The sequence below is a fragment of the Nocardioides mangrovicus genome (genome assembly GCF_003674065.1).
In the GTDB taxonomy this organism is placed as follows: Bacteria; Actinomycetota; Actinomycetes; order Propionibacteriales; family Nocardioidaceae; genus Marmoricola; species Marmoricola mangrovicus.
The window spans coordinates 1-14,270 of the sequence record NZ_RDBE01000009.1 but is presented as its reverse complement, the minus strand read 5'-3'; the positions used below and the strand labels follow the sequence as shown (position 1 = coordinate 14,270).

The following is a 14,270-nucleotide window of genomic DNA, read 5'->3' as shown; positions in this document are numbered from 1 at the left end:
AGACAGCAGTGACCATCCACCACGTCATCGACGGCGAGGCCGTCGAGTCGACCGCCACCGACTCCCTCGAGCTGGTCGACCCCACCACCGGGGAGGCCGACGGCCGCTCGCCGATCGGCACGTCGGCCGAGGTCGACGCCGCGTACGCGGCCGCCTCGCGGGCGTTCCCCGCGTGGGGCCGCAGCACGCCGGGCAGCCGGCAGCAGCTGATGCTCGAGCTCGCCGACGCGATCGACGCCCGCCGGGCCGACCTGGTGGCCGCACAGTCGCGCGACACCGGGCAGCTGCTGCGCTACGTGGAGTCCGAGGAGGTCGACCAGGGCATCGACCAGCTGCGCTTCTTCGCCGGCGCCGCGCGGCTGGCGTCGGGCATGTCGCAGGGCGAGTACCTGGCGGGCTTCACCTCCAGCGTCCGACGCGAGCCGATCGGCGTCGTCGGTCAGGTGACGCCGTGGAACTACCCGTTCGCCATGGCGGTCTGGAAGATCGCGCCCGCGCTCGCCGCCGGCAACACCATCGTCCTCAAGCCCAGCGACACCACGCCGCGCTCCACGGTGCTGCTCGGCGAGCTCGCCGCCGAGGTGCTGCCGCCGGGGGTCCTCAACGTCGTCGTCGGCGACGCCACCACCGGTCGCGCACTGGTCGAGCACCCGACCCCGGGCCTGGTCGCCATCACCGGGTCGGTGCGGGCGGGCACCCAGGTGGCGGAGTCGGCGGCCAAGCGGCTCAAGCGCAGCCACCTCGAGCTGGGCGGCAAGGCGCCCGCCGTGGTCTTCGCCGACGCCGACCTGGCCGCGGCGGCCGAGGGCATCCTGGTCGGCGCCACCTTCAACGCCGGCCAGGACTGCACCGCCGCCACCCGCGTGCTGGTGCACGCCTCCGTGCACGACGACCTCGTGGCGGCCCTGGTCGAGCGCGCCGCCGACGTCCGCCCCGGGCTCCCCGACGATCTCGCCGCCGAGTACGGGCCGCTGAACAACGCCGGCCACTTCGCCAAGGTCATGGGCCATCTGAACTCACTGCCCGGCCACGCCGAGGTCGTCACCGGCGGCACCCGCGTGGGAGAGCGGGGCTTCTATCTCGCGCCCACGGTCGTCACCGGCGTCCGGCAGGACGACGCGATCGTGCAGCAGGAGGTGTTCGGTCCCGTCCTCACCGTGCAGCCGTTCACCGACCGCGACGAGGCGATCGAGCTGGCCAACGGTGTCGACTACGGCCTCGCCGCCAGCGTGTGGACCCGCGACCACGGCACCGCCGAGCTGCTCAGCCGCGCGCTGGACTTCGGCTGCGTCTGGCTCAACGCCCACATCCCGTTCGTCTCCGAGATGCCCCACGGCGGCTTCAAGAGCTCCGGCTACGGCAAGGACCTCTCGGTCTACGGCTTCGAGGACTACACCCGGATCAAGCACGTGATGAGCGCGCACTACTAGTCCGCGCCGGCCTGCTCGTAGTCGACCAGCTCGATGTCGGTGGCGAACCGGTCGCTCAGGCGCATCAGCGGCGCGAACAGCGGTGCGACCGAGAACAGCCGGTTGCGCAGGTAGATGCCGCCCCGGGTGCTGGGAGCCAGCAGTCGTCCGGCGTTGACCTTGCGCGAGACCTTCGCGTAGTCGCGGAACCTGCGTTCGTAGCCGGCGAAGGCGACGGCGTGGTCGCCGCCGGCGCGATGCAGCTCGCCGGCGAGCACGTAGGCCCCGACGATGGCCAGGCCGGTGCCGAAGCCGCCCAGCGCGTTGCCGTAGGCGGAGTCGCCGAGCAGCACGACGCGGCCGCTGGCGTAGCGGTCGGCGCTCACCCGGCTGATGGAGTCGAAGTAGAAGTAGTCGGCGTCGGCGAGCCCGGCCATGAGCTCCGGCACCCGCCACCCGGCACCGCGGAAGGCGTGGACGACCAGGCGCTGCTGCTGATCGACGTCGTCGCGGTCGTAGGCCAGCAGGGGCGAGGCGAACACCGCGAAGGCGGGGTCGTCGCCACCGCTGGTGGCGACCATGCGGCCGGGCTCGTTGTACATCTCGTCGTCCGCACTGACCGCGGAGAACATCGCGTAGTAGTAGCCGAGGTGGCTCACGAAGCCGTTCTCGGGCCCGAAGGCGAGGGCGCGGGTGCCGGAGTGGATCCCGTCGGCGCCCACGACCAGGTCGAAGCGCCGTCGCCCGCCGTGCGCGAGCTGTACGTCGACGCCGTCGGCGTCCTGGTCGAGGCTGACGACGACGTCGTCGAACAGGTACTCGCAGGTCGGCGCCGTGCGCTCCAGCAAGATGGAGGCGAGGTCACCGCGCGGCACGTTGATCTCGCCGCCGCTGAACTCACCCGGCACCGTGCCGATCCGGCGGCCGCGGGCATCGACGATGGCGCCGTCGTGCGCCCCCACCGCGGCGGCCCGCACCTGCTCGAGGATCCCCATCCGCGACAGGACGGTGCGGTGGGTGGCGCCCTTGAAGTCGACCGGTTGGCCGCCGGCGCGCACCGATGCGGCCTTCTCCACCACGGTGACCTCGAAGCCGTAGCGCGCCAGCCAGAGGGCGAGCGCCGGCCCGGCGATGCTCGCTCCGCAGATCAGGACCCTGGACGACCTCATGGCGGCGACGCTAGGCACGCTCGCTTTCACCGTGGTTTCACGATCGCGCATGAGATGTCGACAAAGCGGATACATAGGAAGGCATGGCCATCCCGACGCTCCCCGAGCCCGAAGCCGGTGAGCCCTGGCTCCCGCTGCCCGAACCCGACTGGGACAGCATCGAGGACTAGCGCCCTCAGCGCTCGGTCACGACCTGGGTGCCGCTGAGCAGCGCCAGCAGGTCGGCCAGGCCGGCCCCACTGCGGCCCTGCTCGCGCGAGGACGTGAGCACCACGGGCTCGAGGGTGGACAGGACGCGGTGCTGCGCCGCTCGGACCCGGTTCACCAGACCGCGGTCCTCCGGGAGCTCGGCGGTGAACCCGCCCACCTGGCGGTAGACGTCCCAGCGCACCGCCAGGTTCGCGCCGTAGACGTGGTCGTGGCCGCCCGGTCGCATGCCCTCGCTCACCAGCCGCGCGTACGCCTCCAGCGCCGATGGCGGCGCCGTCCAGCGATCCAGGTCCACCAGACCGAGGACGAGCCGGGCGTCCGTGTGCTCGGCCTGCTCGAGGGTGCGGGTGATCCAGTCGGAGGAGACCGCGGAGTCGGCGTCGGTGTTGAAGATCCAGGTGTCGACACGCATCGGCACCTCGGCGGCCACGCGCTCGATCAGTCGGGCGCGGACCTCGCCGACGGTCGTCGCGTCGTGGTCGGCGAACACCAGACCGCGCACGCCGGGGTAGGCGGCCCGACCCAGCAGGTCCCGGCTCAGCTGCTCGGTGGCGTCGCGGCACCTGTGCGCGGCCACGGCGACCACCACGTCGGCGTGGGCGTGCTCGACCGCCCGCGCGGCGGCGCGCATCACGTGCTGCAGGCAGGTCTCGATGGTGGCGGCCTCGTCCTGGGCCGGGACGGCGACGACCACGCCGGGTCGCCTCACCGGCTCCCCAGCCACGAGCCGTCCTGGTCCGGGTCCTGCTGGGCGACGTAGAGGGTCAGGTCCTCGATCGCGCGCATCAGCTGGGGCTGTCCCACCTGCCCGGCGGCGCCCGCCGCGGCGCGCGCGTCGACGAGCACCCGCCGCACGGCGGCCGCCACCGCGTGCCGGGCGAGGGTGGCGGGCAGCCGGGGGTCGGGATGGGTCTGCGGGGCCGTCCGGGCGTAGTCGCGGCACACCGCGACGGCGCTCGCCACGTCGGCGCGGATCGCACCGAGCCGTACCAGCTGGCCGGCCGAGCGACGCTCGAGCGGCACGACCTCCTCCAGCAGGTCGCACACGCGGGCCGCGCCACCGGCCCAGGCGGCCGCCACCCCGACACCGCCGGGGAAGAAGCCGGGGCGGCCGAGGTAGAAGGACGCACCTCCCACCGGCCGCGCGCTGATCGTCTCCTCGGCCAGGGTGACCCAGGCGGTGTGGCTGTCCCGCATCACGTGGGTGCGCCACCGGTTACGGTCGAATGGCCAGTCCCGGACGTCGACGTCGAGCAGGTCGTGACGCTCCGGGGCGCTCCAGACCGGGATCAGCGCCCGGTCCACCACCCCGGCGCCGGAGGCGAAGGCCAGCGTGCCGCTGAGCCGCCACGCGTCACCGTCGCGCACGGCCCGTAGCCCGGTCTCGTGCGAGCGGGAGGCCCAGACGGCGTAGCAGGCACCGGGCACCGGCTGCGTGCCGGCCTCGGCGTGGATGCGGAGGGCGTCGACGTGGGCCTCGGCCAGCTTGGCCCACGCGGCGTCCGTGCGACCGACGGCGAGCAGGTGCTCGACCAGTCGCGGCCAGTCCAGGAACGTGGTCGACTCCGGCGCGGTCGCGACGACGGCCTCACGCAGCGCCTGGGTGTCCGCGCCGCCCGCACGGACGGTCGCGGGCACGTCCAGGGCGACCGGTACCGCGGTCACGGGCACCGCACCCAGCTGTCGAGGACGAAGTCGGCGTCGACGTGGTGCACCCGCCCCGTCCAGCCCGCGGCCTCCAGGGCCCGTCCCGCCTCGAGGTGCACGGCCGGCCCGCTCAGCCACGCGTCGTCGGCGTGGTGGCGCCAGTGCACCAGCAGCACCTCGCCGGCCGAGGCGGGCAGCGCCTCCAGCAGCTCTCCTCGCGCCTGCGCGGGCAGGTAGTAGAGGATCTCCGCGAGGATCACCAGGTCGCACCCCGTCGCGGCGGGCGGCACCGTCGGCAGCGTGTTCAGCTCGGCCGTCACCCCGGGCCGCTCGGCGTTGCGCGCGCCGATGATCGAGACGGCGGTGACCGCGCCGTCGGTGGCCAGGACCCGCTCGCAGCGAGGCGCCAGGGCGTGGACGAGGTGGCCGGTGCCGGCAGCACAGTCCCAGGCCGCCGTGTAGCGCTGCCGGGCCAGGCAGGCCAGGACGACGCTCTCCTTGCGGCGCTCGTACCAGCTGCTCGCCACCTCGAACGGGTCGGGATCGGCCCGGTAGCGGGCGTCGAAGTCGGTCTCACGCATCGTCGACCACGAGCAGCTGCTCCTGCTGGCGCCGCAGCAGCTCGGCGGGCACGATCGGCGCCCATCCCGGACGCAACGGCCGGGTCTGACTGGCGTACTCGGCCACGGCCGCCGTCCAGGCACGGTGCGCCGAGGCCGGCGTCCGCAATCCGACCAGGCGTGCGCCGCGCTCACCGAGCTGCGTCGGCGTCGTCCAGAACGGCGTCCACACCGGGTAGGCCACGACCCGGCCCGGGGCAGCGGCCAGCGCGGCGCGCCCGACCGCCTCGTGGTCGGGGTGCGGGTCGTGGCGCCACGGGGCGAGCACGACGTCGTAGTCCGCCGCGGTCTCGCGCAGCGCCTCCTCGATCTCGGCGACGTACGCCGCCAGCTCACCGTCGGGCCATCGCGGGGCCTCCAGCGGCCGGACCCCCAGGTGCGACAGCGCGGCACGCCACTCCGCCAGCCGCTGGTGCCCCAGGTCGCGCCGGTCGCCGTCGGGCAGGCAGGCCTCGCCTGCGGAGAGCACCACCGCGTCGCACCGGCCGTGGTGGGCGGCCAGCAGCCGGCCCGCACCGATCGTCTCGTCGTCCGGATGCGCCCCCACCACCAGCACGCGCGCGTCGCGGGCGAGGGGCCACGACGTCGTGAGCACCGGCTCGTCCCACAACACGGCCGTGCCCGGATCGGTCCCGCCCGTCAGCACGCGAGGACGCATCCACCGAGCGCGACAGCAGGGCGGCTCGGCATGATCGACGGTCCCACGCGGGCGCTCGCCCCGACCGCACCCCTACGGGTCGGGCGGTGTGACGAGCGCCCGCGCATGGACGTCCGCCTGGCGGGCACACCCCTGGCGTGCACCGGCTGATCGACGTCCACGTCCCGTCCCGCCCCGCAGCGGCCGTCCTGCTGCTGCACGGCGGCGCCGCCCGCGGTGGGGGCACGCTCCCGGTGAGCCCCACCCAGCTCTCCGTGCTGCGGATGGTGCCCATCGGGTGGCGGCTGGCGCTCGCCCGGCCCCGGACGCTCGCGGTCTTCCGTGTGCTGAACAGCCACCGCGGCTGGGACACCACGACGACCCCCGTGGCCGATGCGACCTGGGCGATGGACCAGGTGCGCGACCGGCTGGGCCGGCTCCCCCTCGGCCTGGTCGGCCACTCCCTGGGCGGTCGGGCCGCGATCCTGGCCGGCGACCAGCCCGACGTCCGCAGCGTCGTCGCCCTCAACCCGTGGCTCTATCCCTCCGACCACCAGGACCTGACCGGGCGCGCGGTGCTGATCGTGCACGGCTCGCAGGACCGGATCGCCTCGCCCGCCAACGCCGCCACCGTGGCGGCCCGGCTGCGGCGCGAGACGAGCGTCGAGGAGGTGAGCGTGCCCGGGGGCAAGCACGCCATGCTGCGGCACGGCGCGGCCTTCGAGCGTGCGGCCACCCGCTTCACCGTCGACCATCTGCTCGGCTGAGCCGTGGGACCGCGCCGGTTGGGTACCGGACGATGATGACGACCGTGCGCAGGACCATCGCCGCGACCCCCGAGCAGGTCTGGGACGTCCTGGCCGACGGGTGGCTCTACCCGCTGTGGGTGGTGGGGGCGTCGCGGATGCGCGACGTCGACGACCAGTGGCCGGCCGCCGGGGCCAAGCTGCACCACTCGGTGGGCGCCTGGCCGCTGCTGCTCGACGACGAGACCGAGGTGCTCGAGTCCCGACCCCCCACCCTGCTCGAGCTGCGGGCCCGGGCGTGGCCCAGCGGGGAGGCCCACGTCCGCATCCGGCTGGAGGCCGTGGCCGAGCAGACCCACGTCGCGCTGGAGGAGGACGCCGCCTCCGGTCCCGCACGGCTGGTGCCGGCACCGCTGCGCGCGCCGGGCCTGCACTGGCGCAACGTCGAGGCGCTGCGGCGGTTGGCCTACCTCGCCGAACGCCGCCGATGAGCAGCGCCTACGACGCGGTCGTCGTCGGTGCCGGACCCAACGGCCTGGTCGCGGCCAATCACCTCGCCGACGCCGGCTGGTCGGTGCTGGTGCTCGAGGAGCAGCCCGAGGTCGGCGGCGCCGTGCGCAGCGACACCGAGGTGCACCCCGGGTTCGTGCACGACACCTTCAGCGCGTTCTACCCCCTGGCCGCGGTCTCCCCCGCCATCCGCGCGCTGCGCCTGGAGGAGCACGGGCTGCACTGGGAGCACGCCCCGGCGGCGCTGGGCCATCCCCGGCCCGACGGCTCGTGGGCCCTGATCCACCGCGACCGCGAGGTCACCGCTGCCCTGGCCGAGGAGCAGCACGCCGGTGACGGGGAGGCCTGGCTGACGCTGTGCCGCGAGTGGGACGTCATCGGCGAGCCGCTGCTGGCGGGGCTGCTGCAGCCCTTCCCGCCGCTGCGCGCTGTGCCGCGAGGGCTGTGGCAGCTGCGCAAGCTGGGCGGTGCCCGGTTCCTCAAGACGCTGCTGACGCCGGCCACCGAGCTCGCCCGGCAGCGTTTCGGCGGCGCCGGGCCGCAGCTGCTGCTGTGCGGCAACGCCGGGCACACCGACATCCCGGTCGACTCCCCCGGCTCGGGCCTCATGGGACTGCTCATGTCGATGCTGGCGCAGAGCGTGGGCTTCCCTGTGCCGCGAGGCGGTGCCGGCCAGCTGAGCGCGGCGCTGCGTCGTCGCCTCGAGGCCAGGGGTGGCGAGGTACGTGTGGGCGAGGCGGTCCACGGGGTGGGCGTCGAGCACGGCCGGGCCCGCCACGTCCACGCCGCGGGTGGCTCGGTGCACGCGCGTCGTGCGGTGGTCGCGGCGGTCACCGCGGTGCAGCTGTTCGGTGGCCCCGGCCGGGCCGGATCGCTGGTGCCGGCCGCCGACGTACCCCGCCGGGTCCGCGCGGGGATGCGACAGTTCACCTGGGATCCGGCGACCGTCAAGGTCGACTGGGCGCTCAGCGGCCCGGTGCCGTGGGCGCAGCCGCCACCGCACTCCCCGGGCACCGTGCACGTCGCCGACGACGTCGCCGACCTGGCCCAGGCCCTGGGTCAGGTGAGCGCCGGCCTGGTGCCGGCGCGCCCCTTCCTGCTGGCCGGTCAGATGACCACCTCCGATCCCACCCGCTCGCCGGCGGGCACCGAGTCGATGTGGGCCTACACCCACGTGCCCCAGCACGTCGGTGGCGACGCGGGCGGCGAGGGCCTCGGCGGGCGCTGGGACCACGACGAGTGCGAGCGGTTCGCCGACCGGGTGCAGGCGCGTCTGGAGGCGTACGCCCCCGGGTTCGGCACGCGCGTGCTCGCCCGCCGGGTGCTCGGCCCGACCGAGTTGGAGTCGCGCGACGCCAACCTGGTGGGCGGCGCTCTCAACGGAGGCACCTCCCAGCTGCACCAGGAGCTGGCGCTGCGTCCGGTCGCCGGGCTGGGACGGGCCGAGACCGGCGTACCCGGCCTCTACCTGGCCTCGGCGTCGGCCCACCCCGGCGGCGGTGTGCACGGTGCGGCCGGGCACAACGCCGCGCGCGCGGCCCTCGCCCACGACCGGCTCCGGCGGGCGCTCCGCCGGTCCTGAGCCACGCGATTCGGGTCACAGTTCGATCACAGACCAATCCGGCCAAAACTCCTCCCGTCCGCGGCGAACCCGGGCACGAACCACCGGCATGATCACCCTCAACAAGCGCATCGTCGCCGGCGTCGCCGTGGCGATGCTGTCCGTCCCCGCCCTGGCCGCCTGCGGGAGCAGCAGCGACGACTCGTCGTCGGCTTCGAGCTCCTCCTCGACCAGCACCAAGGCCCCCAAGCCGGTCGCCTCGATCGACTCGCTGCAGGGCAACACCACGCAGGTCACCCTCGACAGCGGCTTCGTCAAGGCCCTGCAGACCCTCAAGCTCACCCCCGGCGTGGTGGGCACCGCCAAGCTGACCAACGGCGCCCTCGTCTTCCCGATCACCGGCGGCAACGTGACCGTGTTCAAGCCCGGTCAGGTCTCCCCCTACGTGATCGGCCAGATCCAGCACGAGGGCTCCGGCTTCTCGCTGTCCGCGGGCGGCACCAAGGTCGAGATCACCAACCTCAACGTCGACCCCGGCGTCAGCCGCGTCTACGGCGACGTCAGCGTGAACGGCAAGACCGCAGCGACCAGCGCCTACGTGCTCAAGCTCGACGGCCGCACCCTCAAGCCGCTGTCGGCCGGGTCCGGCACCGCCACCCTCGAGGGCACCAAGGTCGAGGTCTCCCCGGTCGCCGCCGACCTGCTGAACAAGACCTTCAAGACCAACGCCGTCGCCGGCGGTCTCCTGGTCGGCATCGCCAAGATCACCGTCAACACCACCCCGGGTCAGTAGTCCCGCGCGGGTCCGCCTCGCGGACCCGACCCACCACCGCACCCGCGATCGGTCGCCTCCGCGACCGGTTGCGGGTGTGGTGCGTGAAGGCGTTCCCGGTCGCTCACCCCTCGTCCGGCTCCGCCTCCGTCCGATCGGGGTTGCCCCCGGCATCGGCCGGGTTGGCGTCGTCGGCGGCGGGGTCGTCCGGGGACTTGTCGGGATCCGTGGGCATGCTGGAGTTGTACGCCCCCGCGACCTGACGTGGCTACACCCGCGGGGCGCCCGGCCGGCTCAGGCCCGGCGCAGCGGCCGACCGGCATGCACATGGACGTGCAGGTGGCGCGAGTCCTGGTAGTCGCCGAGATTGGTGGTGACGCCCGCGGCACCGTGTGCGGCCACGACATCGGCAGCGACCTGCTGCACCACGTGGAGCAGGTGGACTGCCAGGTCGTCGCCCACCGTGAGCAGGGAGTCGACGTGCTCCCGGGTCACGACCACGACGTGGACGGGCCAGAAGGGGCGGGTGTGTCGAAACGCCAGCACGCGGGGATCGTCGTGGAGGACGTCGAGCGCCTGTACACCACGGAGTGCGACGTCGCAGTAGAAGTCGTCTCCCGTGTAGTCGGCCACGCCACCAGGCTAGGAGGCGAACGTCTCGCGCCGTCGCCGATCTCGTCTCGAGCACGAACGCGCGTCGCCACCGCTGCGTTCGCAGCAGCACCGAACGGGATTGCGGACCCCCGTAACCGATTCGGACCATAAAGTCCGAAACGACCCATTGGCTACCTATCGGAGCCATCCTGGACACGCGCTCGGATCCGCACCCACCGTCTGCCCGACCCCCCCACAGATGGGAACCACCCCATGATCGAGCTCATCAGGACCTGGACGCGGCGCGATGAGACAGGCGCCTCGGCGGTCGAGTACGGCCTGCTCGTCGCGGGCATCGCCGCACTGGTCGTGCTCGTCGTCTTCGCGTTCGGCGGCGTCATCAAGGGCGTGTTCAGCAAGACCTGCTCCACCGTGCGAGCCAGCTCCAGCGTGGGCTCCTGCAGCTGAGGGACCGCTCAGTCGCGGTCCTGCCAGGTGCACACGCAGGCCTCGTTGCCCTCCGGGTCGGCCAGAACCCAGAAGGCGCGCGCACGGCTGTCACTGACCACCCGGCCTCCTGCGGCCAGCGTCGCGGCCACCCGCGCGTCGGCCTCGTCCTCGGCCACGCTCACGTCGAGGTGGATGCGGTTGCGCTGGGGGCGCGCGACGTCCTGCTGCTGGAACCACAGGGTGGGCCCCTGCCCGGCGGGGTCGACGACCACCAGCTCCTGGCCCTCGGCGATCGGCCGCGACACGACGTCGTAGCCGAGCACGGCTGCCCAGAACGGCACCACGGCGGGGATGTCGAGCGCGTCCACAGCGATCTCCAGCGCCTGCACGGCGCGTGCGCCACCACCCTCGCCCGGCGTCGTGGCCAGGCCGAGCTCCTTGACTGCCGACGAGATCTGCGCGGCCAGCGCCGTGTCGAGCCGGGTCAGCCCCTCGGCCCGCGGGGTACGCAGCACGAGGCCGACACGGTCGTCGCCCAGGTCCAGCCGCAGGTGCGCGGCGTCCGGCCCGCACGCGCGCACCGCGACCTCCGCGACCTGTGCCGCCGCAGCCATCGAACCCACCGCGACGCAGCTGTACGCACCGCCGAGCAGCAGCCGCCACCCGTCGTCGTGGATGGATGCCGCTGCCGCCGCGTCGCCGAGCGTCTCGTGCTGCTCCGATGTCATGGGCCGAGCCTGCCAGGAGGGTCGGACACCGCCAGGGCGGGAGAGCCGCGGGAAGCAGCGGCGCGCGAAGGGCCCCCAGGACCGTGAACTCAGCCAGATCCTGGGGGCCCGAAGGCTCAAGCTCGAGAGCTGTCGCCTGCAGAAAGTTGTCAGCTCACAGGAGCGTCGAACCGTCGAGTCCGACGATGCCAGAGCCGTGGCGGCTCATCACCACCCCATGAAGCGGGACGCACCGGGGAGACACCGGGCACGTCGAGGAGGATCAGCCCACCAGGAGCCGTGCCGTCAGCTCGCGCCGGCTGGAGACGCCCACCTTCGCGAAGACCGTCTTGAGGTGGTCCTGCACCGTGTGCGGCGAGAGATGCAGGGACCGAGCGATCCCCTGGGTGCTGACGCCCTGCAGCACCAGCGAGACCACGTCCTCCTCGCGCGCGGTCAGCCCGTGCGCGGCGAGGGCGAGACGGCTCAGCTGAGCCTGCGGGGTGGGTTCGATCGTCACCACCACGTCGGCTGGACCACGTCCGGCGCCGGACAGCGGGGACGCGCCGATGCTCAGCCACGTTCCGGAGCGACCGCGGACCCGACTGTGCACGTGCTGGTCGCCATGACGACTGCGCGCCACCACGGCCAGCACGTTCTCGGGCAGTGATCCGTGGTCGTAGCCGCCCAGCTCCTCCACGACGGCCGGCACCGCCGTCGTGGTCTGCACCGCCCGTCCCGAGGCGTCGACCACCATGACGGCCGGCCCCGCCGGCTCCCCCGCGGACCTCGATGCGCCACTGCCGGCGAACAGGCAGCGCTGCACCGCGGCCGCCGCCGGCTCGCAGACGGCAGCCACCTGGTCGGCCTCGCCCGCGCTGAAGGGCGGATCTCCCGGCCCGCGGTAGAGAGCCAGCGCCCCCCAGGTCGCCGATCGGCTGGTGAGCGCTGCCCGGAGCTCGTCGGTGAAGCCGAACTGCGGACCCATGTACTGCGCCATGCGGCGCGCGGCCTCGGGGTGGCCGTCGGTGTCGATGGAGAGCACCCCGACCGGCGGTCGGCGACGAGCCAGCTCCGCGAACTGGTTGAGGTCGGGCGGCCCGTACTCGCTGGCCGCGAAGTCCTCGTCGCCCACCCCGAGCGGGCGGCTCTTGGCGGCCCAGGTGATCAGCCCACTGGTCGGATCGGTGACGGCGAAGCACGCGAAGTCGTAGGGCACGTGGTGGGCCAGGCCATCGAAGAGGACGGTGGCCAGCCGCTCGCGGTCTACGGCCGCCAGGAGCCGATCGTGGAGCCGGTCACGCAGGCTGCGGGTCGCGGAGCTCACGAGCACATCGTGCGCTCGGGGCCGGCTGCGGGGAACCCCACATTTCTGGGATACCCCCGCCTGTCCTGGCACCGCACGCTCTCGGTCATGACGACACCACTCGATCCACAGGCCCACCACCACACCCGTCGCTGCTGGTACGACCATCGCGAAGCCAGGTGGAACTGCTCGCCGCAGCAGCAGACCCCCATCGACGTCCGCGACATGATCGTCGTCCACACCATGCTGCTGCGCGAGTTCCGCCTCGTGCGGGACGCCGTCGCTCAGGTCGGCGATGGTGACGCACGCCGCGCCGAGGTGGTCGACCGGCACCTGGGTCTGCTCTGCGACCTGCTCCACCACCACCACGCCGGGGAGGACGAGCTGTTGTGGCCGGTGCTGCGGCCGCGGCTGACCGCTCGCCAAGCGAGACTCCTCGACGTCGCAGAGGCCCAGCACGCCGCGCTCGACGCGGTCCTCGGTCGTGTGCGCACGGGCCGCGAGCAATGGGTCGACGAAGCGGCAGCAGCGCCGCGTCGAGAGCTGGTGGAGGCACTGGAGCACCTGCACGCCCTGCTGGCCGAGCACCTGCGAACGGAGGAGGAGCAGCTGCTGCCGTTGGCCGCGCTGCAGCTGACGCAGGCTGAGTGGGATGCGGTCGGCGAGGCCGGGGCCGCTAGCGTGCCCAAGGCCGTCCTGCCGCTGGTGTTCGGGATGTTCGCCTACGAGGGCGACCCGGCCGTGCTCAGCGCGATGCTCGCCTCGGCGCCGGCCGTCCCGCGGTACGTGGTGCCCCGCATCGCCCCGACCGTCTACGCCCGACGCGCGCGGCAGGTCTACGGGACCGCAACCCCGTGAACCCGTGAACCCATGAGCCGGGCCGACCGCACCGGATATGACTAGTCCAGTTTCAGGTCGACGACCGAGGAGTCGATCAAGGAGGAGAACGCACGCGCTGCGTGCATCGACTCCTGCGAAGGAACTCCATGTCCACTGACGGTTCACGCTCCGCCGACATCGCCCCGCCGCGCCGGGGCGCCGCGAGCTGGTGCGCCGACCGGCACATCGCGACCAAGGTGCTGGCGTCGGTCGCCGTGCTGGCTCTCGCGGCGCTGGTCGTCGGGGTCTTCGGGCTTCACGGGCTCGCCCAGACCGACGGCGCGACCGCCTCGATGTACTCGCAGAACGTCAAGGAGTCGGTGGCCACGACTCGGCTGGTGGGCGATGTGAAGGACATGCGCATCGCCATCCGCGACGCCGCGCTCGCACCGACTCCGGCCGACGCGCAGACCGCCCTCGACTCGCTGGGCCCGCTCACCACCACGTTCAACAGCGACGTCCGCGCCTTCAAGGCGACCTCGCCCGCCGCGAGTACGGCCAAGCTGCTCGAGCGGGTGCGGAGCGACGTCGCGGCCGGACTGGCCTTCAACACGGCCAACACGGCACCGCTGGCGCTCAAGCACGACACCGCCGGCTGGGTGGCCGCCAACGCCAAGAACCAGTCGTTCAAGGACGCCACCGCGAACCTCGAGACGCTCAGCGGACTCGTCGCCTCCGACGCTCGCCGCACCGCGGCCGAGAATCACACCAGCTACGAGCACCTGCGCGTGACCATGCTGCTCGTGCTGCTGGTCGGCATCGCCCTGGGCGCGGTGGCCGCCGTCGTCGTGGCCCGCGACCTCGCCAAGCGGGTGGGCAAGGTGCAGAAGGTCGCGGAGGCGCTCGCGGCCGGTGACCTGACCGCGACCAGCGGGATCCGCTCACGTGACGAGATCGGGCAGATGAGCACCAGCCTGGACGACGCGCTGACGCAGCTGCGCGAGCTCATGACGAGCAGCGTCGAGACCTCCGAGGCCCTGGCCGCGGCTGCCGAGGAGCTCTCGGCCTCGAGCCAGCAGATCGCGGCCGGTGCGGAGGAGACCTCGGTACAGG

The 14,270-nt window shown here is 73.4% G+C and carries 16 protein-coding genes; 8 read left to right on the top strand and 8 right to left on the bottom strand.

Annotation, left to right across the window (positions count from 1 at the left end; translation table 11 throughout):
* Nucleotides 1-8 precede the first annotated feature (8 nt).
* A complete protein-coding gene (locus D9V37_RS13935) occupies nt 9-1,430 on the top strand; it encodes an aminobutyraldehyde dehydrogenase (RefSeq protein WP_232524926.1) in 1,422 nt (473 codons plus the stop codon).
* On the opposite strand, the gene D9V37_RS13930 is transcribed toward D9V37_RS13935, so the two are convergent.
* From D9V37_RS13930 to D9V37_RS13910, 5 genes are all read right to left on the bottom strand, one after another.
* Entirely contained in the window at nt 1,427-2,578 is a 1,152-nt protein-coding gene (locus D9V37_RS13930; RefSeq protein ID WP_121806799.1) for an FAD-dependent monooxygenase, read from the bottom strand. The two genes, D9V37_RS13935 and D9V37_RS13930, sit on opposite strands and share 4 nt — an antisense overlap.
* A 175-nt stretch (nt 2,579-2,753) precedes the next feature.
* Nucleotides 2,754-3,482, bottom strand: coding sequence for a glycosyltransferase (locus D9V37_RS13925; RefSeq protein ID WP_158604477.1), 729 nt, complete (start codon nt 3,480-3,482; stop codon nt 2,754-2,756).
* An 11-nt stretch (nt 3,483-3,493) separates the two neighbouring features.
* Nucleotides 3,494-4,453 carry a hypothetical protein gene (locus D9V37_RS13920; protein WP_147455951.1) on the bottom strand — a complete coding sequence of 320 codons (960 nt, stop codon included), beginning with the start codon at nt 4,451-4,453 and terminating at the stop codon, nt 3,494-3,496.
* Nucleotides 4,450-5,016 carry a class I SAM-dependent methyltransferase gene (locus tag D9V37_RS13915; RefSeq protein ID WP_121806796.1) on the bottom strand — a complete coding sequence of 189 codons (567 nt, stop codon included), beginning with the start codon at nt 5,014-5,016 and terminating at the stop codon, nt 4,450-4,452. Before D9V37_RS13915 ends, D9V37_RS13920 begins: the two co-directional genes overlap by 4 nt.
* Entirely contained in the window at nt 5,009-5,701 is a 693-nt protein-coding gene (locus D9V37_RS13910; RefSeq protein WP_158604476.1) for a PIG-L deacetylase family protein, read from the bottom strand. Before D9V37_RS13910 ends, D9V37_RS13915 begins: the two co-directional genes overlap by 8 nt.
* 149 nt (nt 5,702-5,850) lie before the next feature.
* Between D9V37_RS13910 and D9V37_RS13905 the strand changes: the two genes are divergently transcribed.
* The 4 genes from D9V37_RS13905 to D9V37_RS13890 all read left to right on the top strand — a co-directional run bounded on the left by D9V37_RS13905 (nt 5,851) and on the right by D9V37_RS13890 (nt 9,302).
* Nucleotides 5,851-6,459, top strand: a complete 609-nt coding sequence (locus D9V37_RS13905) for an alpha/beta hydrolase (RefSeq protein WP_121806794.1) — start codon at nt 5,851-5,853, stop codon at nt 6,457-6,459.
* Nucleotides 6,460-6,494: 35 nt separating this feature from the next.
* Nucleotides 6,495-6,929 (top strand): SRPBCC family protein, encoded by a 435-nt coding sequence (locus D9V37_RS13900; RefSeq protein ID WP_121806793.1) that lies wholly within the window; start codon nt 6,495-6,497, stop codon nt 6,927-6,929.
* The gene (locus D9V37_RS13895) at nt 6,926-8,530 is read left to right on the top strand and encodes a phytoene desaturase family protein (RefSeq protein WP_121806792.1); all 1,605 of its coding nucleotides are present in this window, start codon (nt 6,926-6,928) and stop codon (nt 8,528-8,530) included. The genes D9V37_RS13900 and D9V37_RS13895 overlap by 4 nt, the downstream gene beginning before the upstream one ends.
* 88 nt (nt 8,531-8,618) lie before the next feature.
* Entirely contained in the window at nt 8,619-9,302 is a 684-nt protein-coding gene (locus D9V37_RS13890; protein ID WP_121806791.1) for a hypothetical protein, read from the top strand.
* A 273-nt stretch (nt 9,303-9,575) separates the two neighbouring features.
* On the opposite strand, the gene D9V37_RS13885 is transcribed toward D9V37_RS13890, so the two are convergent.
* Nucleotides 9,576-9,914, bottom strand: a complete 339-nt coding sequence (locus D9V37_RS13885; protein ID WP_121806790.1) for an HIT domain-containing protein — start codon at nt 9,912-9,914, stop codon at nt 9,576-9,578.
* A gap of 234 nt (nt 9,915-10,148) precedes the next feature.
* Here D9V37_RS13885 and D9V37_RS13880 point away from each other — a divergent pair, with 234 nt between their 5' ends.
* A complete protein-coding gene (locus D9V37_RS13880; protein WP_121806789.1) occupies nt 10,149-10,343 on the top strand; it encodes a Flp family type IVb pilin in 195 nt (64 codons plus the stop codon).
* 8 nt (nt 10,344-10,351) lie between these two features.
* On the opposite strand, the gene D9V37_RS13875 is transcribed toward D9V37_RS13880, so the two are convergent.
* Nucleotides 10,352-11,053, bottom strand: a complete 702-nt coding sequence (locus tag D9V37_RS13875; RefSeq protein ID WP_121806788.1) for a VOC family protein — start codon at nt 11,051-11,053, stop codon at nt 10,352-10,354.
* Nucleotides 11,054-11,315: 262 nt separating this feature from the next.
* The gene (locus D9V37_RS13870; RefSeq protein ID WP_198412550.1) at nt 11,316-12,359 is read right to left on the bottom strand and encodes a response regulator transcription factor; all 1,044 of its coding nucleotides are present in this window, start codon (nt 12,357-12,359) and stop codon (nt 11,316-11,318) included.
* 87 nt (nt 12,360-12,446) lie between these two features.
* On the opposite strand from D9V37_RS13870, the gene D9V37_RS13865 reads away from it, so the two are divergent.
* Both D9V37_RS13865 and D9V37_RS13860 read left to right on the top strand, forming a co-directional pair.
* The gene (locus D9V37_RS13865) at nt 12,447-13,196 is read left to right on the top strand and encodes a hemerythrin domain-containing protein (protein WP_121806914.1); all 750 of its coding nucleotides are present in this window, start codon (nt 12,447-12,449) and stop codon (nt 13,194-13,196) included.
* A gap of 128 nt (nt 13,197-13,324) precedes the next feature.
* Nucleotides 13,325-14,270, top strand: a 946-nt coding sequence (locus D9V37_RS13860) for an MCP four helix bundle domain-containing protein (protein WP_147455950.1), incomplete at its 3' end; no start/stop codon positions are given.